Source organism: Streptomyces sp. PU-14G (genome assembly GCF_041028275.1).
GTDB lineage: Bacteria > Actinomycetota > Actinomycetes > Streptomycetales > Streptomycetaceae > Streptomyces.
The window spans coordinates 1-18,619 of sequence record NZ_JASKYT010000015.1 but is presented as its reverse complement, the minus strand read 5'-3'; the positions used below and the strand labels follow the sequence as shown (position 1 = coordinate 18,619).

The 18,619-nt window shown below is 71.5% G+C and carries 12 protein-coding genes and 3 pseudogenes; 5 read left to right on the top strand and 10 right to left on the bottom strand.

Translation table 11 applies throughout. The features are described 5' to 3' along the window. Positions 1-142 precede the first annotated feature (142 nt). Complete coding sequence (lon, locus tag AB8Z75_RS03525) at positions 143-2,620, top strand: endopeptidase La (RefSeq protein WP_369199860.1); 2,478 nt, start codon at positions 143-145, stop codon at positions 2,618-2,620. A gap of 173 nt (positions 2,621-2,793) precedes the next feature. Here lon and AB8Z75_RS03520 read toward each other — a convergent pair whose 3' ends face one another. After that, entirely contained in the window at positions 2,794-3,729 is a 936-nt protein-coding gene (locus tag AB8Z75_RS03520; RefSeq protein ID WP_369199859.1) for a lysozyme, read from the bottom strand. A gap of 238 nt (positions 3,730-3,967) precedes the next feature. Here AB8Z75_RS03520 and AB8Z75_RS03515 point away from each other — a divergent pair, with 238 nt between their 5' ends. Continuing rightward, entirely contained in the window at positions 3,968-4,516 is a 549-nt protein-coding gene (locus tag AB8Z75_RS03515) for a MarR family winged helix-turn-helix transcriptional regulator (RefSeq protein ID WP_369199858.1), read from the top strand. A gap of 43 nt (positions 4,517-4,559) precedes the next feature. On the opposite strand, the pseudogene AB8Z75_RS03510 reads toward AB8Z75_RS03515, so the two are convergent. The 3 genes and pseudogenes from AB8Z75_RS03510 to AB8Z75_RS03500 form a co-directional block, all read right to left on the bottom strand. After that, positions 4,560-4,865, bottom strand: a pseudogene (locus AB8Z75_RS03510) (roadblock/LC7 domain-containing protein); the annotation flags it as partial. Positions 4,866-5,078: 213 nt separating this feature from the next. Further along, positions 5,079-5,225, bottom strand: a pseudogene (locus tag AB8Z75_RS03505) (roadblock/LC7 domain-containing protein); the annotation flags it as partial. Next, positions 5,222-8,440: a nitrate- and nitrite sensing domain-containing protein gene (locus AB8Z75_RS03500; protein WP_369199857.1), complete on the bottom strand. Its 3,219-nt coding sequence runs from the start codon at positions 8,438-8,440 to the stop codon at positions 5,222-5,224. The pseudogene AB8Z75_RS03505 and the gene AB8Z75_RS03500, both read right to left, overlap by 4 nt. A 302-nt stretch (positions 8,441-8,742) precedes the next feature. On the opposite strand from AB8Z75_RS03500, the gene AB8Z75_RS03495 reads away from it, so the two are divergent. Further along, positions 8,743-9,570, top strand: a complete 828-nt coding sequence (locus AB8Z75_RS03495; protein WP_369199856.1) for a protein phosphatase 2C domain-containing protein — start codon at positions 8,743-8,745, stop codon at positions 9,568-9,570. A 47-nt stretch (positions 9,571-9,617) separates the two neighbouring features. Here the strand turns inward: AB8Z75_RS03495 and AB8Z75_RS03490 are convergent, their stop codons facing one another. The 6 genes and pseudogenes from AB8Z75_RS03490 to AB8Z75_RS03465 form a co-directional block, all read right to left on the bottom strand. Beyond that, positions 9,618-10,697: a C40 family peptidase gene (locus AB8Z75_RS03490; RefSeq protein ID WP_369199855.1), complete on the bottom strand. Its 1,080-nt coding sequence runs from the start codon at positions 10,695-10,697 to the stop codon at positions 9,618-9,620. Positions 10,698-11,352: 655 nt separating this feature from the next. Further along, positions 11,353-12,255, bottom strand: a complete 903-nt coding sequence (locus tag AB8Z75_RS03485; RefSeq protein WP_369199854.1) for a protein kinase — start codon at positions 12,253-12,255, stop codon at positions 11,353-11,355. A gap of 112 nt (positions 12,256-12,367) precedes the next feature. Further along, positions 12,368-12,643 carry a hypothetical protein gene (locus AB8Z75_RS03480; protein ID WP_369199853.1) on the bottom strand — a complete coding sequence of 92 codons (276 nt, stop codon included), beginning with the start codon at positions 12,641-12,643 and terminating at the stop codon, positions 12,368-12,370. 211 nt (positions 12,644-12,854) lie between these two features. Then, positions 12,855-13,307 (bottom strand): annotated as a pseudogene (soxR, locus tag AB8Z75_RS03475) (redox-sensitive transcriptional activator SoxR); the annotation flags it as partial. Positions 13,308-13,449: 142 nt separating this feature from the next. Continuing rightward, the gene (locus tag AB8Z75_RS03470) at positions 13,450-14,187 is read right to left on the bottom strand and encodes a TetR/AcrR family transcriptional regulator (protein ID WP_369199852.1); all 738 of its coding nucleotides are present in this window, start codon (positions 14,185-14,187) and stop codon (positions 13,450-13,452) included. A gap of 143 nt (positions 14,188-14,330) precedes the next feature. Further along, the gene (locus tag AB8Z75_RS03465; protein ID WP_369199851.1) at positions 14,331-15,278 is read right to left on the bottom strand and encodes a diiron oxygenase; all 948 of its coding nucleotides are present in this window, start codon (positions 15,276-15,278) and stop codon (positions 14,331-14,333) included. A 210-nt stretch (positions 15,279-15,488) separates the two neighbouring features. Here AB8Z75_RS03465 and AB8Z75_RS03460 point away from each other — a divergent pair, with 210 nt between their 5' ends. Both AB8Z75_RS03460 and dnaK read left to right on the top strand, forming a co-directional pair. Beyond that, on the top strand, positions 15,489-16,604 hold the full coding sequence (locus AB8Z75_RS03460) for a ferritin-like domain-containing protein (RefSeq protein WP_369199850.1): 1,116 nt from the start codon (positions 15,489-15,491) through the stop codon (positions 16,602-16,604). 65 nt (positions 16,605-16,669) lie between these two features. Further along, positions 16,670-18,619 (top strand): molecular chaperone DnaK (gene dnaK / locus AB8Z75_RS03455; RefSeq protein WP_369199849.1); only part of this gene is annotated, 1,950 nt, incomplete at its 3' end.

Sequence of the window (18,619 nt, the reverse complement as noted above, 5' to 3'; positions counted from 1 at the left end):
AGGCAGCGTAGGCCGGAAGCCCGGAGGGGGGAGGGTGCGGCGATCGCTGAGAGCGAACAGTTCCTCGGTGGGCCGGGGGAACATCAGGGGCATCAAAAGCATTGAGTGGGTATTACTCAACTTGCCTGCCTAGGGAGAGATCATGGCTGCTGAGTCTACTGAATCCACGGAGCCCCAGTCCGCACCGCTCGCCCTGCCCGTGCTGCCGATCGACGCCGAGGACGGCGTCGTCCTGCCGGGAATGGTGGTGCCGCTGGAGCTCTCGGACAGCGATGTGCGGGCGGCCGTCGACGCGGCGAAGTCGGCGGCGTCCACCGGGTCGGCACCCGCCGCCTCGGCCCCCGAGGGCGCGGCCTCGACGGACAAGCCGCGCGTGCTGCTCGTCCCGCGGGTCGAGGGCACGTACGCCGACATCGGCGTCGAAGGCCGCGTGGAGCAGACCGGACGCCTCGCCGACGGCGACCCGGGCGCCCTCATCCGCGCCCTGCGCCGCGTCCGCGTGGGGACGGGCACGAGCGGCCCGGGCGCCGCCCTGTGGGTACTGGGCACGCCCGTCGCCGAGCCGGTACCCGACCCCCTGCCGGGGCAGGTCGTCGAACAGATGAAGGAGTACAAGGCCCTCATCACCGACTGGCTGCGCAAGCGCGGCGCCTGGCAGGTCGTGGACCGGGTGCAGCAGATCGACGACGTGGGCCAGCTCGCCGACAACGCCGGCTACTCCCCGTTCCTGACCACCGAGCAGAAGCTGAAGCTGCTCGAGACCACCGACCCCGTCGAACGGCTGCGGCTCGCCACTGCCGCGCTCCGCGACCACCTGGCCGAACAGGACGTGGCCGAGTCCATCGCCAAGGACGTCCAGGAGGGTGTCGAGGCACAGCAGCGCGAGTTCCTGCTGCGCCGCCAGCTCGAAGCCGTCCGCAAGGAGTTGGCCGAGCTCAACGGCGACCCGGAGGGCGAGGGCGAGGACTACCGCGCCCGCGTCGAGGCCGCCGACCTGCCCGAGGAGGTCAGGAAGGCCGCCCTCAAGGAGGTCGACAAGCTGGAGCGCTCCAGCGACCAGTCACCCGAGGTGAGCTGGATCCGCACCTGGCTGGACACGGTCCTGGAGATGCCGTGGAACGTCCGCACCGAGGACGCCTACGACATCACCGGAGCCCAGGCCGTACTCGACGCCGACCACGCCGGGCTGCAGGACGTCAAGGAACGCATCACCGAGTACCTCGCCGTGCGCAAGCGGCGCACCGAGCGCGGCCTCGGCGTCGTCGGCGGGCGGCGCGGGGGAGCGGTGCTGGCACTGACCGGGCCGCCCGGAGTCGGCAAGACCTCGCTGGGCGAGTCCGTGGCCCGCGCGATGGGACGGAAGTTCGTCCGCGTGGCGCTGGGCGGTGTGCGCGACGAGGCCGAGGTCCGCGGCCACCGGCGCACCTACGTCGGAGCCCAGCCGGGACGCGTCGTCCGCGCCATCAAGGAAGCGGGGTCGATGAACCCGGTCGTCCTGCTGGACGAGGTCGACAAGGTCGGCTCCGACTTCCGCGGCGACCCGGCCGCGGCGCTGCTGGAGGTGCTGGACCCGGCGCAGAACCACACCTTCCGCGACCACTACCTGGAGGTCGAGCTCGACCTCTCGGACGTCGTCTTCCTGGCCACAGCCAACGTGCTGGAAGCCATCCCGCAGCCCCTGCTCGACCGCATGGAGGTCGTCGAACTCGACGGCTACACCGAGGACGAGAAGGTCACCATCGCCCGCGACCACCTGCTGCCCCGGCAACTGGAGCGCGCCGGACTCGCCGAGGGCGAGGTCGCCCTCGAGGAGCCGGCGCTGCGCAAGCTCGCCGCCGAGTACACCCGCGAGGCGGGCGTGCGCTCCTTGGAGCGGGCCGTCCAGCGGGTGCTCCGCAAGGTCGCGGCCCAGCAGCAGCTGGGACAGGCCGAGCTGCCGTACACCGTCGGCGTGGACGAGCTGCGCGCACTCATCGGCCGCCCCCGGCACACGCCCGAGGCCGCTCAGGACCCGGCCGAGCGCCGCACCGCCGTCCCCGGTGTCGCGACCGGTTTGGCCGTCACCGGCTCAGGTGGTGACGTCCTCTTCGTCGAGGCCTCGCTGGCCGACCCCGAGACGGGCGCCTCCGGGCTGACCCTGACCGGACAGCTGGGCGACGTGATGAAGGAGTCCGCGCACATCGCCCTCTCCTACCTGCGCTCGCGCGGCGCCGAACTGGAACTGCCCGTCGGTGACCTCAAGGAACGCGGCATCCACCTGCACGTGCCCGCGGGTGCCGTTCCCAAGGACGGACCCAGCGCAGGCGTCACCATGACGACGGCCCTGGCCTCGCTGCTGAGCGGACGCCAGGTGCGGCCCGAGGTCGCCATGACCGGAGAAGTCTCGCTCACGGGCCGGGTGCTGCCCATCGGCGGCGTCAAGCAGAAGCTCCTGGCGGCCCACCGCGCCGGGGTGACCACCGTGATCATCCCCAAGCGGAACGAGCCCGACCTGGACGACGTACCCGAAGAGGTGCTCGACGGTCTCGACGTCCACCCCGTCTCGGACGTCCGCCAGGTCCTGGAGCTGGCCCTGACACCCGCACAGAGCCCCGCCCGGCAGACCCCGGTCGCGGCGTGACGGACGCGACCGGCACAAGAGTGGCCCCCCGCCGCCGGGCGGGGGGCCACTTACTGTCAGAGGTACACGTCCTCAGCCGTTGTTGGCGAGCACCTTCAACCGGTCCATCGACCCGTTGCTGTGTTGTGTGGGGGGTGACCCCCTACGCCCCCAGCCGGGGGGAGGTGCGGTCCTCAGCCGTTATTGGCCAACACCTTCAACCGGTCCATCGACCCGTTGAAGTAGTTGTGGTCGCCCACGGTCGGGCCGCTGGAGGTGTACTGCCAGAAGGTGTAGAAGCCCCAGCCGGCCGGGAGGGTGCCCGGCGAGGAGGCGTACCGGGCGATCCAGAGGGGGTTGGAGTTGCCGAAGGCGCTGCTGTTGCCGGTGCACTGCGTCCACCAGTTCGTGGTGGTGTAGATGACCGCGTCACGCCCGGTGCGGGCCTTGTACGTGCTGGTGAAGTCCTTGATCCAGTTCACCATCGCGCTCTTGCTCAGGCCGTAGCACGTGGCACCGTAGGGGTTGTACTCGATGTCGAGCACGCCCGGCAGCGTCTTGCCGTCCTTGCTCCAGCCGCCGCCGTTGCTGGCGAAGTAGTTGGCCTGGGTGGCACCACTGGAGGAGTTGGGCGTCGCGAAGTGGTAGGCCCCGCGGATCATGCCCACGTTGTAGGAGCCGTTGTACTGCTGTGCGAAGTACGGGTTCTTGTAGCTCGTGCCTTCGGTCGCCTTGGCGTAGGCGAAGCGGACACCGCTGTTCCACAGCGTCGACCAGGCGACGTTGCCCTGGTGGCTGCTGACGTCGACGCCGTGGACCGTCGCGGCCAGACCCGCACGCGCCCTGTCCGGCGGGGTACCGTCGGTCCTGTCCGCCTCGTGCATCCGGACGCCGGCGCCCATCCAGGCCTCACCGCGCTCGGCGGGCGCCTTGGGATTGCCGCGGAGTCCTTCCACGTCCGTGGCGGCCTGGTTCGACCTGGCCGACTTCGTGTCTGCTTCTCCGTCGCCCGGAACCGCCGACGCCGCGCCCGGAAGAGCCAATACGAGCGCGAGCAGGGAGACGAACATCCCGATGACAGCCGCGAGTCCACGTCTGTGACGGGCCGTACCGGATCTGAAGCTGGGCATCGCTGCCTCCGGAGCCTCGATGGTGGGGGTCTGGTACGTGCGTAGTATTTACCGATGTGGGGGGTTTTGCGCTGCGACGCGCGGAGTGACAGTCGCTCCACTGGAATGGGCATGTCATATGTGAAGGTACGCGCGTAGACCGACCGGGCGGAAGATGCCCCACCGTCCTCCGTTGGTCTAATCCTGCGAAATACTGGCGGAGCTGGGACTATCGCGCTCGCTGGAGATAAGTTTCTTCATGGAAAACGCCGGAGACACCGCACCCGCCGCTGGCACGCCCGGGAACACCCCCGCGGATGCCCCCGCCGACGCCACGTCTGCCACCGCCCCCGCGGACCCCGCCGCGCTGTTCGGCCCCGAATGCCTCGACGTGGAACGCGAATTGGCGGTCTTCCTGCGGCGCGCCCGCGCCTCCTCGGGAGAGATGGCACGCCAGGTCCACCCCGACCTGGAACCCGCCGCGTACGGTCTCCTCGTCCGCCTCGAGGACGCCGGCGAACAGCGGGCGACGGAGCTGGCCGGCTACTTCGGAGTCGGCAAGGCGACGATAAGCCGGCAACTGCACGCGCTGGAGGCCCTCGGCCTCGTCGAGCGCCGGCCTGACCCGAAGGACCGCCGGGCCTCGCTGGTGCTCCTCACCGACGAGGGGCGCAGGCGGTTCACCCGGGTGCGGGACGCGCGGCGGCTCTCCTACGCCCGCAAGCTTGCCGCCTGGGACCGCGGTGAGATCGCCGAGCTGGCCCGCCTCCTCCACCGCCTGAACTCCCTGGCGGACCAGGAGGAGTGAGCAGCCCTCCGGCTACCCCGGAGCGGATACCAGCCCCGAGGGGCTACCAGCTCGCACTCATCGCCCCACGCAACTCGCTGCGCAGCTCCGGTGTCAGCACGTGCCCCGCACGGCCGACGAAGAGCCCCATCTGATAGCCGACCGCCCCCATGTCGCAGTCCGCCGCCGCGTGCACCCCGAGCAGCGACCCGTCCCCGATCGTCATCACCATCAGGGCGCCCTCGTCCATGGCCACCATGGTCTGCCGCACGGCGCCACCGTCCGTCAGCCTCGCCGCTGCCGTCGTCAGCGAGGCGACCCCGGACACGATCGTCGCCAGGTCCCCGCTGGAGCCACGGGGCCCGCGGCGCCGACCGGCCTCACCGCGCCGCCGCATCGGCGGAACGCGGGGCTCGGCGGACGCGTCGGCGCCCCGCCGCGGCTGCTCTCCCGTCTCCCCCTCCGCGGTGTCCTTCTGGGCGGTTCCGTTCTCGGCGGTCCCCTTCTCCGCGTCACTCTCCGCAACCTCTCCCGCGGAGGGGGCCGCCCCCTGGCCCAACCGCCCGTACTCGGGGCCCAGCGCGGGGTCCGAGGCGAGCAGCAGCAGCCCGTCGGACGAGACGACCGCCACGGACCGGATGCCCGGCACCTCAGCGACCAGACCGTCCAGCAACCAGCGCAGATTCTGTGCCTCCGCGCTGCCGGACGTACGCGTGGTGGGCACACTCACTTGCGGGCCTCCTCGGCGGTACCCCCGTCAACCTGCGGACGCGTCGGCTCCGTCACCGCGCTGCCCTCGGGACGCTCGTTTCCTTCCCCCGCGCGTTCCCGATCCCCCTCCGGCCCGCCGGAGCCCGCCCCGTTCCCGGCGTTCTCCGCGGCGAGGCGGGCGGCTGCTTCGCGCAGGCCCTGCCGGGCGCCCTGCTGAAACCCGTCGAGCCTGCGCCGGAGCTGCTCGGGGTCGGCACCGCCCGAACGCTGGCGCGGCGCCGCCGCCTCCTCAGCCGTCGCTCCCCTGACCCGCTTGGGCAGCCCGGTGTGCGTGACGGACCCGTCCGGTGCCGCCGCGCCCGCGCTCACGCCCGCGCCCGCGCCCGTCGGCCGGCCCGGCTCCGGCTCCGGCTCCGGCTCCGGAGCATGCGCGGGCGTCCCCTGGGGAGAAGCCACAGCGGGAACCTCGGGAACCTCGGGAAACCCGGCGCTCCCGCTCTCGTCCTCGCCTGCACCCTCGCCCTGCGTCCCGCCCTGCGCTTCTTGGGCGGCTCGGGCGCCTTGGTCGTCCTGAGCGGACGGGCCCGTTTCCACGGCTCGGGTCGGCGCCTGGTCGGCAGCCCTGGCGTGCTGCCCCTCGCCGGCGTCTTCCTCCGCGGCCGACCCGGTGGCCGCGCCGTCGTCCGCGCTCGCGCCGCCGTCGCTCAGACCGTGCCCGTCGCGCACGCCGTCGCCGCCACTCGCACCGTGGCTGCCACTCGCACCGTGGTTGTCACCCGTGCCGTGGTTGTCACCCGTGCCGTGGTTGTCACTCACGCCGCCGTCGGCGTCACTGGCGGGGGGGTCGCCCGCGGCTTCGCCGGTCGCCCCGCTGCGGCCGGTCGCACAGCCGTCGTCGGGCGCCCCGCCGAGCAGGAGCCTGCTCGCCACCGTCACCTGCGCGGCTGTACCGCCCTCTTCGAGAGCGTTCAGGCGCACACGTACCCCGTGCCTGGCTGCGAGCTTGGCGACGACGTGCAGCCCCAGGCCCCAGGGGGCGGAGGAAGCCCACGCGTCCACCGACCGCGGCGCCGGCGCCGTCTCCGGCTCGGCCAATCGCGCGTTCACCTGCGCGAGTACGGACTCGTCCATCCCGGCGCCCTCGTCCTCCACGGACACCAGTGCGTCGCCGCCCTCGGAGGTCAGCGCGGTGAGCCGCACCCCGGACCCGGCAGGGGAGAAGGCCGCGGCGTTGTCGAGGAGCTCGGCGATCAGGTGACTCAGGTCGTCCGCCACGAAACCCACCACGTGCACGTCCTGCGGCACGTCACCCAGCGCCACGCGCTCGTATTGCGCTATCTCGCTGACGGCGGCGCGCAGCACGTCGAGCAGCGGTGCGGGCACCTGCTCCGCTGGGTCCTCCCGCTCGGTGCGCCGGGAGCCCGCCAGAAGCAGCTGGTTCTCGCTGTGCCGCCGCATTCGGGTGGCCAGGTGATCGAGCTTGAAGAGCGTGTCGAGCCGGTCCGGATCGGCCTCCTTCTCCTCCAGCCCCTCGATGATGCCCAGCTGCCGCTCGACCAGGGTGAGACTGCGCGTGGCCAGGTCCGCGAACGCCTCCTGCTCCGCGCCCGACACGGCCGTCTCCGAAAAGGCCGTGCCCGAAAAGGCGGTGTCCGGCACGGCCGTGTCCGACGCGACCGTGCCCGGCCGGACGGTGCCCGACTGGGCCGCGGCGGCCCTCGACCGTTCCCTGACCTCCTCCAGCTCGGCACGGAGAGTGGCGAAGTCCTCGGCCAGCAACTGGTGTTTCTCGGTCAGCTCGGCCTTTTCCACGGCCAGTTGGTCCTGCTCGCGTTCGGCGCACGAGGAGCGGCGCCGCAGCTCCGCCGTCGTGGCCCGCAGCGCGTTGAGTGCGCCGACGACGTCGGCGAACTCGTCGTTACGGCCGCGGAAGGTGATCGGCTCCTCGCCGACCGGGTCCTTCGCCAGCCGCTTGGAGCCGCGCCTGAGTACGGAGAGCGGTCGCGTGAGCGAGCGGGCGGTCGCCACGCTGAGGGCGACGGCGAGCAGCAGGCAGAAGCCCACGAGTCCGGCGCGCAGCTGAAGCGCCGTCACGTCGTCGTCGCGAAGGACCTCCAGCCGCTTGACCTCGGCGGCGGCGAACGCGGACTGCACACCGCGCATGTGCGCGAGGCGCGCCGAGACGGAGGTGTCGAACCGTTCCGCGTTCACGGAGCGTGCGCCGGGGGTGAGGTACGGGCGCGCCGTGAGGGTGTTCAGGTAGCGCTCCGCTGTGGAGACGTCGGGGCCGTTGACGGTCGTGCTGTACCTGTCCCAGGCCTTCGTGCCGGCCGTTTCCTGGAAGTCCGCGAGCGCCGCCTTCTCCCGCAGGTGCGCCTGCCCTGCCTCGGCCATCACCCGGCGCTGCGTGCCCTCGCCCGCCAGAGCGGCCTCCAGCAGCCCTCGGGTGGCCGAGGCCTGGTCGACGGCGCGCGCGAGGTCGGGCAGCGCGGCGGCCGTGCGGTCCTGCGCTCGTGCCGGCAGTCCGCCGGCCACGTCGCGGGCGAGGTGACGCAGCGTCTGGATGACGCGCGAGTAGTCCTCGTACGCCTCCAGCGCCCCGCCCTTGCCGGCCATGGCCTGCTTCCGGACGGTCGGCAGCTTCTTGAGGGCCTGGGCGACCGCGGCCGGGGAGCCGGACGGCACCGCACTCCCGGTGGGCGCCGAGGACGCGGCTGAGCGGACCTCTCGTGCCTGCCGGTCGACCCGGGCGCGCTGGGCGTCGCTAACCCCTGTGCCCTTCTGTCCGCCACCGCCCCCGGCGACGTGTTCGATCATGCCGTCCCGCTCGTCTTCGAGGGAGTGGGAGAGGGCGATGGCCTGCTGGTTGAGCCGGGCGAGGTCCACGAGTTCCTGTGCGGCCGCGGTGTCTTGGGAGCCGGCGACCAGGGTCGGTGCGCCGGCCGCGACGACAGCGACGGCACACACGGCGACCGACACCAGCAGCCGGTTGCGCACACGAGCCCTGCGGCGGGGGGCTGCCGCCGCGTTCTGGGCTTCCGCGGGCGGAGCGGAAGGCGCGTCACCGCTGCCGGTCGCTGTGGCCTGGGGAACGTCCGCTGTCCGACGCTGCTTCTTCCGCACCCGCACTCGCAATCTCGTCCCGCCTCTCCCGGAGGGCCCGGGATGCCCCGACTCGACGACCGACCATTGCAGTGCGCTCTTGAGGCGGGTGAGAATCCCCTGCTGGGCCACCCGAAGGAGTGAACAACACTCCTCGGTGACGGAACAACTCGGCCCGAGCCGGGCGCGGTCGGCGATTCGGGCCCTGGTTGGAAATCCTTCCTGCCTCCTGGCAGGATGCCGGACCCAGTTTTTCGGAAGGTCTCATTCCGGTCATTTCCACGGGGAAATCCGCCGTGGACGCCGACTGTGGGTCGGTGCTCCCACGGGTCTTTACGGCCGTCGTTGCTCCTCCCCGTGCCCTGCGGGGAGACGTGGTGCCGCCGCGACCGTCGTCCGCCTCTCCAAGATCCCCGGTCCTGCACACTGCTGCCATGCGTATCGACATGGTCACCGAGCCAGGAGACCCCCAACGCCCCAACGAGGACTACGCGTCGGCCGCGCTGCCGGCGGCCGGCGTGGGGGGTGTGCTCGTGATCCTGGACGGGGTCACCCCGCCCGAGGAGGATGACGGCTGCCGCCACGGTGTTCCCTGGTTCGTGGCCCGACTGGGCGGCGCTCTCGTCGAACTGGCGGGCGCCCGTCGGGACATGCCACTGTCCGGATGCCTTGCTGCCGCGCTGGTCCGAACAGCGGACACACACCGCGAAACGTGTGATCTTTCTCACGCCCGTACACCTCAGGCAACCGTGGTCGCGGCCCGGTGGGACCAGGAGCAGGTCGAACACCTGGTGCTCTCCGACTCCGCACTGCTCGTGGAGGCCGCCGACGGCACGGTCCAGCCGCTGCTGGACCGCCGTCTGGCCGAACTCCCCGAGGCCGTGCGGGCGCTGCGCGACCAGGCCCGCCACACCGGCGCGGAAACGGACCGCGCGGCCTACGTGCGCGCTGTCGAAGGCTTGCGCAACGCGCCCGACGGCAGCGGGTTCTACACGGCCGCCGCGGATCCCCAGGTCGCTGCCCGGGCGGTGACCGGAACCCGGCCCCGCGCTGACGTCCGCGCACTGCTGGCCCTCACGGACGGCGCCACACGCTGGACCGAGACCTTCCACCTCGGCGACTGGGCGGGACTCTTCGCCCTCGTGCGTAAGGAAGGTTCCCGCGCTCTGGTCAGCCGGGTCCGCACGGCGGAGGCGGAGTCGGTTCCGGCGCGTGGCAAGCAGCACGACGACGCGACGGTGCTGCTGGCGGAACTGGACTGACGCCTCCGGCCTGGACGACGCGCCCGTTGCCTGGGCCGGCAGCCGACTCATGTCCGGCGCTTGTCCGGTCGAACGGCACCCAGCGGTGGATCCGTGGCCAGGGGGGTCACCTGCACGTCCGCGCCTGGCCGAGGCGCCTGCACCACCCGTCCGGCACCCGCGTACATGCCCACGTGAGTCGCCCCGCGGTGGTAGATGACCAGATCGCCCGGGCGCAGCTCGTCCAGGGGCACCCGGGGCAGCCGCCGCCACTGTTCCTGACTGGTGCGGGGGATCGTCCGGCCGGCGTGCCGCCACGCCTGTGAGGTGAGCCCCGAACAGTCGAAGGACCTCGGGCCCTCGGCGCCCCACACGTACGGCTTGCCGACCTGGTCCATCGCCCAGTCGAGCGCCTTGCGCCCCTGTTCCGAGGAGCGCCGTACCGCGCCGCTCGGATCGAGCGCACCGGACGACACCAGCTTCTGCTGTGCCGCGTCCGTACGGTCACGCTCCAGCGCGTGGAGCCGGGCGAGCTGATCCCCGGTCAGCGAGGAGAGCAGCTTCTCGACGTTGCGCAGCCGCTTGCGCACCTTGTCGCGCTGCTTCTTCTTGCGTTCCGTCAGCCCCTCCTGCCGCTTCACGGCGGCGCGAGCACGCTTCGCCGCGGTGGCGTGCCGTTGTCGGCCGTCGGTCACCCTGCGTACCGTCGCCGCCTGTGTTCCGGCTGCCCGCCGCAGGAAGTGGCCGTGCTCCAGCACTCGCTCGGGATCGGAGCTCAACAGCATCTGGACGGCGGGTGGCAGCCCGACACTCGCCCCCCGGTACTGCTGACGGGCGAGCTCGCCCGCGCGGGCCCTCTCCCGCTCCAGCGCCGTCCGGGCCCGGGCCAGCCGTGACTGGGCCTTCCGGGAGGACGCGCGCTGCTTCTTGAGCTTCTCCGCCGTTTTGTTGAACGCCTCCGAGGCCTCCTCCGTGCGCTGGTACAGCACGCTCAGCTCGCCCAGCAGCTCGCCCACCGATTTCCGCCCCGCCCCCACAGGGCCCGGTTCAGGGCCGGGCGCGGGCGTGCCGGGCACCCGCACGACCGCTTCGGGCACCGCCGCGAAGACCGGAGGGGCCACCAGCCCCAGGGCAACCAACACCGGCATCACCACCGCGAGCGTCGTTCCACCGCCACGCGCCGCACCCCCACGCGCCGCACCCCCACGTGCCGTACCTCCACGCGCCGTACTTCCGCGCGCCCTGACGCGGCGGCGTGCCGTACCGCCGCGCCCTGCGGTTCGGCTCCGCTCGTGGTCGCCGACCGCTTGGGTCCTCCGTGCCCTCACCAACACCGCGCACCTCGCTTCCGAGCGGCGTTTCCCCGTTTCAGGCCGCTCCGCCGCGATCGTGGCACGGGTTGGGCTGTCGGCTCAGGGCGAGCTGAGCGGGAGGGCGCACGTCTCTCACCCGATCGAGATGACACCGGAGTCCGGCGACGGTCTCGGCAGCTCGCGCCGAGGTCCCACGAGGGGCGGCGTCAGGTGACGGCGGTCGGGGTCGGCCGCCGGCCCTCGGGACGACTCCGCGCTGGTCCGGCTCGCGAGAGGTGGTCAGCCGGCACAGGGCGGGGTGCCATCCCCCGGCCCCGGGCTGACGAAAAAGCGCTTCCCTACCTCTGGTGCCGCGCTCCGTCCAGTACTCGGCACCCGACCGTCTTCACTCGCACGGGTGACAGTAGGGAGCTGAGCCGAAGCCCGGCCCTGCGACCCGCCTCAGTAGTGTCCCCGCCCCCATCGCGCCCGCTTCAGCGGCGTCCCCCGCTCAACGGCGCCACGGCCCCCTGCCCACCAGCTTCCGGGCCTCCTCGGCGCGGCCGTGAATCTCGTGGAGGTAGGCGTCCGGAAGCCATTCCCGCGCCGGGCGGCCCGCCGCACCGGACAGGTCCAGGGCGCGGGCCAGGGCCTCGGGGTGGGGGCGGGTCTCGGGCGTCTTGTGCAGGCAGGCGAGCAGTGGGGCACGGAGAGCGTCGGGAACGCCCGTCAGATCCGGGCTCTCGCGATCGGTGGGCAGGGCGCTCCCGGCGAACGGGTGCCGTGCGCTCGCCGCCAGAACCAGCACGGTGGCCAAGGAGAAGACGTCCTCGGCCCGTCGTGTCAGCGGACCCGGAACCGTCGCAGCGCTCTGGCCGGTGCCGTCAGGGGACGCGGCCTGCCGTCCGAGGGCCGCGCCGTGGTCCACCACGCGGGGCCCGCCGAGGGTCAGCACCACGTTGCCGGCGTGCAGGTCCCCATGGACGGTGCCCGCCGCGTGCAACGCCGCCAGGGCGCGGGCGAGGCCACCGCCGAGGGCGCGGACGGACATCTCGGGAAGCGGCCCGTACGACGCCACCAGCGCTGACAGCGGCAGGCCGGGAACGAACGCGCCGGCGAGCCACGGCTGCTCACTGTCCAGTTCGCAGCCGAGCGCCTCGGCGATGAACGGGCTGTCGACCGCGTCGGCCACCCGGGCCGTCTCCTGCCGTAGCAGGGCCCGTAGCTGCCGGTCACGCAGGAGCTCGGGCCGGATCGCGCGCACCGCCGCGATCCGCTTGCGGGTACCGCGCCGTGCGGCGCCTCTGCCGAGGTACACGGTGCCCGTCCGGCCGCTGCCCAGGACGCCGAACAGGCGGAAGGGGCCGAGCCGCTGCGGGCCGGCTTCGGGCAGCCGTGCGATTCCGTCGATCACGTCCAGCAGAAAACCCCGCCGTTGCCCGTCTGTCCAGGTCCGGCGGTGACAAGCGGGTGGCGGAAAGAGGACGCCCTGTCGGCATTCCACGTGCCGGAGCGGCGTGCCTCCTTCAGCCGGCGCGCCCTCGTCGCCACGGCAGCCGCGCCCATGGCGCCTTCTCGGGCGTCCCGTCCGGTTCGTAGACGTACGCCCAGCCGCGTGGCAGTCCGAGCCGGTTCACGGCGGCGGGTTCCAGCCGGTAGACGTGGACCGTCGTGGGGCCGCCGTCGGCAGCGGGAACCGGTACCTCGTAGGTGCGCGGCGGCCTGCCGGTGGGACCGAGAGGGACGGCGAGTGTGCGGCCGTCCAGCGGACCGCCACGGAAGGCGGTCTGTTCGCTGCGCACGGGTTCAGACCGCCTCCTCGGCGGCGACGCGGGCCCGGCGTCCGGATCCGCCTCCGCACGCGGAATCGTCCGCCCCGCACGCGGAATCGTCCGCTCCGCACACGGAATCGTCCACCCCGCGCGCGGAGCCATCCGCTCCGTACGCGGAAGCCCCCGCACCCCCTGTCCCACACGCGGAAACGTCCGCCCGGCTGGGGTCGGGGCCGCACGGCTGGGCGAGTTGGCGGGCACCTGGCCCCTCGTCCCCGAGCCGGTCGCGTGGGTTGACCAACGCGCAGGTGGTCATGGACAGGCAGCCGCAGCCGATGCAGTCGGTGAGGTGGTCGCGGAGTTGTTCCATGAGCGCGATGCGCTGGTTGAGGTCCTCGCGCCAGCACTCGGAGACGGCTGCCCAGTCGTCGCGGTTCGGTGTGCGCCCTTCGGGAAGCAGCGCGAGGGCGTCGCGGATGGCGGCGAGGGGGATGCCGAGGCGCTGGGAGGCCCGGATGAACGCGACTCGGCGCAGCGTGTCGCGGCTGTAGCGCCGTTGGTTACCGGTGGTGCGGCGGCTGCGGATGAGCCCTTCGCGCTCATAGAAGCGCAGTGCGGAGGTGGCCACGCCGGCTCGCTCCGCCAGCTCTCCGACGGTGGCCTCCTTGGCCTTCCATGACAGGTGAGTCGCCATGGGGCCAGCCTAGCCCGACGTTCAAGCGTTCTTTAAGTCTGTATGTGTACGAGCTCACGTGCCTGCCACCCCATGCGACCGCACGGTCGCATGGCCACACAGTCGTGTGGCCACACAGCCGTGTGACCGCACAGTCGTGCGCTCACGAGCCGAGCAGATGCCCCGCGTCGGCGACCACGGGAAGCGCTCTGGTCACCAGTTGGGCGACCGGCCCGTCGCTCTCCTCCAGGGCGAGCGCCCTCCGGGCCACGGCGGCGGTCACCTGGTCGGATGCGGCGGTGGCGGTCAGTACGGCGACGAAGTGGTCGACCAGCCAGTCGCGCAGCGCGGACAGTGGCGGCTGTTTGCCTTCGTCCAGCCAGATCAGGGAGGCGGCCTCGACGGCGGCGATCCAGGTGCGGACGGCCATCCGCAAGCGCGCCGAACCGGGGCCCGCCTCCGCTTCGAGGTGCGTGAGGATCTGCTCGGCCGCGTCCCTGCGCACCTCGTCGACGATCGCGGTGGTGCGCGAGGTCTCCACCACGCTGCCGCCTTGCAGCAAGGCCATGAAACCCGCGTCGTGCTCGTCGACGAACGCCAGGTACCGGTCGAGCGCCCGGGCGAGCCGGGTGGTGAGCGGTCCGGCGGGCGGTTCGGCGAAGCACTGTTCCAGCCGGTTGGCCGCGCTGCGCAACGCGGCCTCGTAGAGCTGCTGTTTACCGCCGGGGAAGTAGCGGTAGACGAGTGGCCGCGAGACGCCTGCGGAGACCGCGACGTCGTCCAGTGAGACGTCCTCCGGCGACTTGTGCGCGAACAGGTCGAGGGCGTGACGGAGCAGTTGGCTGCGCCGCTCGTCCACACTGAGCCTGCGATACGCCGGGGCGGTGCCACTGCTGCTCATGCAGTGCAGCGTAACCGTCCCGGCACGCTCGGATGTTCCCCGGGCTCCGCAGATCTTTTCCCCGCTCTTCCACGAGGGCTTCACGTGGCCCTCGCGCGACGCTTACGCGGCCCTCACGCGGAGCGGAGGGATGTCGGGGTGTGTCACTTGGCCAGCAGTCCCGAGCTCACCCACAGCTTGCGTCCCGCGCCGCGCAGGACACCGATCTCGTCCAGGAAGTCGGTCAGCCGCTTGGCGCCGGTCTGCATGATCTCCCTGCGGTGGCCGCTGGCCTTCACCTGGGCGACCGCCTCCCGCTTGTCGAGCCCGACGTTCTCGTAGACCTGCGGGTTGACGAACGAGATGGAGAAGACGCGCGCGGCCTCCCCGGAGCTGATCCGCGTCAGTTCGGCCTCCCAGCGGGGGCAGGTGACCATCTGGCGGCGCAGTTCCTCGCGCGCGTAACGCACGTGGCGGGCCTCCTCGATGACGTGGATACGGGTCACGCCGCGTACGAGCTGCTGCACCCGTTCGTCCGGGAACGTCAGCCGCTGCATCCAGTCGAGGATCTCCTCTCCCAGCAGCGTCGCGGTGAAAGAACCCGGCGTGGTGGAGATCGTCTTGAGGACGCGTGCCAGGTTGTGGTGCAGCCGGGAGACGGGGTAGGCGGGTGCGCCGCCCCGCTTGATCATGCGCGCGAACATCATGGAGTGCCGGCACTCGTCCGCGATCTCCGTCAGGGCATAGCGCACGTGGTTGCTGGTGAGCGGCTTGTCGTAGATGTGCCGCACCAGCAGCTGCATCAGGATGACCTCGAACCAGATGCCCAGTGAGGCGAGCGAGGCGGCCTCGTGCCGGGCCAGGTCCTTGCGCTGCTCCTGTGACATGCGCCGCCACAGGGGCGTGTCGTAGAGGGAGACGAGCTCCGGCGGCCAGAACCACTTGTCGTCCTCGAACGGCGCGTCCCAGTCCAGTTCGGTGTCCGGGTCGAAGGAGTGCTTCCTGGAGGACTCGAGGAGGCGCTCGGCGACCTGCTCGCGGTCTTTGAGCAGTCCGAGGGCGTCCCTGAGCGCCTCGCGTTCCGTCGCGGCGATGTCAGGCGCTGTCGTCATGCTGGGGCACCTCTTCGTCGGGGTGTCACCGGCTCGCGAGGGGCTACCGACTCGCGAGGGTTACCGGTGGTCACGTCTGCTGTCGCCTCTTATGAGACTGCTTGTCAGCAGGGGCGTCAATCCCCCGCGCACCACTTGTTGACCGCGCGGTAACACGCGTGTGACTCTGCCAACAACCCATGCACACCGGGCAGTCCGTGACCGAAGGAGATGTCCGTGTCCACACACGATCTCTATGTGCACGCAACCGACGCCCCCCTCTGGCAGGTCCCCGCCTCCGGCAGTGCCCGCTTCTCCTGGGAGTACGACGACGGCCGGGACCGCCTCCTCGCCCTCTACCAGAAGGGCAAGGACAAGCAGTGGGACGGACAGCGCCGCATCGACTGGGAGCTGGAGGTCGACCCGTACGACCCGCTGGGCACCCCCGACGAGGCGATGACCCTCCACGGCACCCCCTACTGGGACAAGATGAACGAGGCGGAGCGCGGCGAGCTGCGCCGGCACTACGCTTCCTGGCAGTTCAGCCAGTTCCTCCACGGGGAGCAGGGCGCCATGGTGTGCGCGGCGCGGATCGTGGAGTCGGTGCCCGACATGGACGCGAAGTTCTACTCCGCGACCCAGACGATGGACGAGGCCCGGCACGCCGAGATCTACGGCCGGTTCCTCCACGAGAAGGTCGGGATGCTCTACCCGATCAACGACAACCTCCAGTCCCTCCTCGGCGACACCCTGCGCGACTCCCGCTGGGACATGCCGTACCTGGGCATGCAGGTGCTGATCGAGGGACTGGCGCTGGCCGCCTTCGGCATGATCCGCGACACCACCGACAAGCCGCTGCCCAAACAGATCCTCGCCTACGTCATGCAGGACGAGGCCCGGCACGTCGCCTTCGGCAGAATGGCGCTGCGCGACTACTACAAGCAGCTCACCGACGCCGAGCTGCGCGAGCGCGAGGAGTTCGTCATCGAGGGCTGCTACCTCATGCGCGACCGCCTCAAGGGCGCGGAGGTGCTGGAGAACTTCGGCATACCGCGCGCCGAGGCGGACGTCTTCAGTGAGCAGTCCGAGTACCTCCAGCTCTTCCGCAAGCTCCTCTTCAGCCGCATCGTGCCCTGTGTGCGCGACATCGGACTGTGGGGCGAGCGCCTGCAGCGTGCCTACCTCGACATGGGCGTCTTCGAGATGGGCGACCAGAACCTCGACCTGCTCATGGCACAGGACGAGGAGATCGCCGAGAAGCTGGACGCCGAGCGTTTCGCCGCCGAGGAGGCCGAACGGACCGCAGAAGTGGCCGAAGCCATCGAGGAGGGCAAGACTCTTTCCTAGCCGGCCGGCGCCCCGCGAGTGCGGGCCGACGGGGCCCACACGGCAGCCGGCGAAGGAGGACGGCGATGGCACGCGCTGTCGGGATCGATCTCGGTACGACGAACTCCGTCGTCAGCGTCCTGGAGGGCGGCGAGCCCACCGTTGTCGCCAACGCCGAAGGGGCCAGGACGACGCCCTCGGTGGTGGCGTTCGGCAAGGGCGGCGAGGTGCTGACGGGCGAGGTCGCCAAACGGCAGGCCGTCACCAACGTCGAGCGCACCGTGCGCTCGGTCAAGCGCCACATGGGCCAGGCCGACTGGCGCTTCCCGCCCTCCGGCACGCTCGACGGCAAGTCCTTCACCGCGCAGGAGATCTCCGCCCGCGTCCTGCAGAAGCTCAAGAGAGACGCGGAGAACTACCTGGGCCAAGAGGTGACCGACGCCGTCATCACCGTTCCGGCGTACTTCAACGACGCGGAGCGCCAGGCCACCAAGGAGGCCGGCGAGATCGCGGGCCTGGGCGTGCTGCGGATCGTCAACGAGCCGACCGCCGCCGCCCTCGCCTACGGGCTCGACAAGGAGGACGAGCACACGGTCCTCGTCTTCGACCTCGGCGGCGGCACGTTCGACGTCTCCCTGCTGGAGATCGGCGAGGGCGTCCTGGAGGTCAAGGCCACCGCGGGCGACACCTCTCTGGGCGGTGACGACTGGGACCAGCGCCTCGTCGACCACTTGGTCGCGAGGTTCCGGGACGGGCACGGGATCGACCTGTCCAAGGACAAGATGGCCGTGCAGCGCCTGCGGGAGGCGGCGGAGCGGGCGAAGATCGAGCTGTCCTCGTCCACCGAGACGACGATCAACCTGCCGTACGTCACGGCGTCCGCCGAGGGTCCGCTGCACCTGGAGGAGAAGCTGACGCGTACGCGGTTCCAGCAGCTGACCGAGGATCTGCTGGAACGCTGCAAGGGCCCCTTCCGCCAGGCGGTGGAGGACGCGGGCATCCAGCTGTCCGACATCGAGCACGTCATCCTGGTGGGCGGTTCGACGCGGATGCCGGCTGTCGCGGAGCTGGTCAAGGATCTGACCGGTGGCAAGGACGCCAACAAGAGCGTGAACCCGGACGAGGTCGTGGCGATCGGTGCCAGCCTGCAGGCGGGTGTGCTCAAGGGTGAGGTCAAGGACGTCCTGCTGCTGGACGTGACGCCGCTGTCGCTCGGTATCGAGACCAAGGGCGGCATCATGACCAAGCTGATCGAGCGGAACACCACGATTCCGACGAAGCGCTCGGAGACCTTCACGACGGCGGAGGACAACCAGCCGTCGGTGCAGATCCAGGTCTTCCAGGGTGAGCGGGAGATCGCGGCGTACAACAAGAAGCTGGGCATGTTCGAGCTGACGGGGCTGCCGCCGGCGCCGCGCAACGTGCCGCAGATCGAGGTCACCTTCGACATCGACGCGAACGGCATCATGCACGTCTTCGCGAAGGATCTGGGGACGGGCAAGGAACAGAAGATGCAGGTCACCGGCGGGTCCAGCCTGCCGAAGGACGACATCGAGCGCATGATGCGCGAGGCCGAGCAGTACGCGGAGGAGGACCACAAGCGCCGCGAGGCCGCCGAGACCCGCAACCAGGCCGAGCAACTCGTGCACCAGACCGAACGGCTTCTGGCCGACACGGACGACGGCGCGGTCCCCGCCGAGACCCGCTCCGAGACCGAGGGCGCGCTGGACGACCTGAAGGCGCGGCTGGCCGAGACTCCCGAGGACCCCGCGCAGGCCGCGGAACACACCGCGGTGCTGCGTCAGGCGGTCGAGCGCGCCTCCACTGCGGCGCAGAAGATCGGCACGGCGATGTACGCCCGCGCCAGGGAGCGCCAGGAGGGCGCCGAGGGCTCCCGGACGGCGGAGGAGGGGCCCGGACAGACCGGCGGCACGGGCCAGGACGACGTGGTGGACGCGGACATCGTGGACGAGGAGCCCGGCGAGGGCGGCCGGCCGGACGGCGGCGAGGGGAGGGTCGGCGGCGAGGGGAGGGAC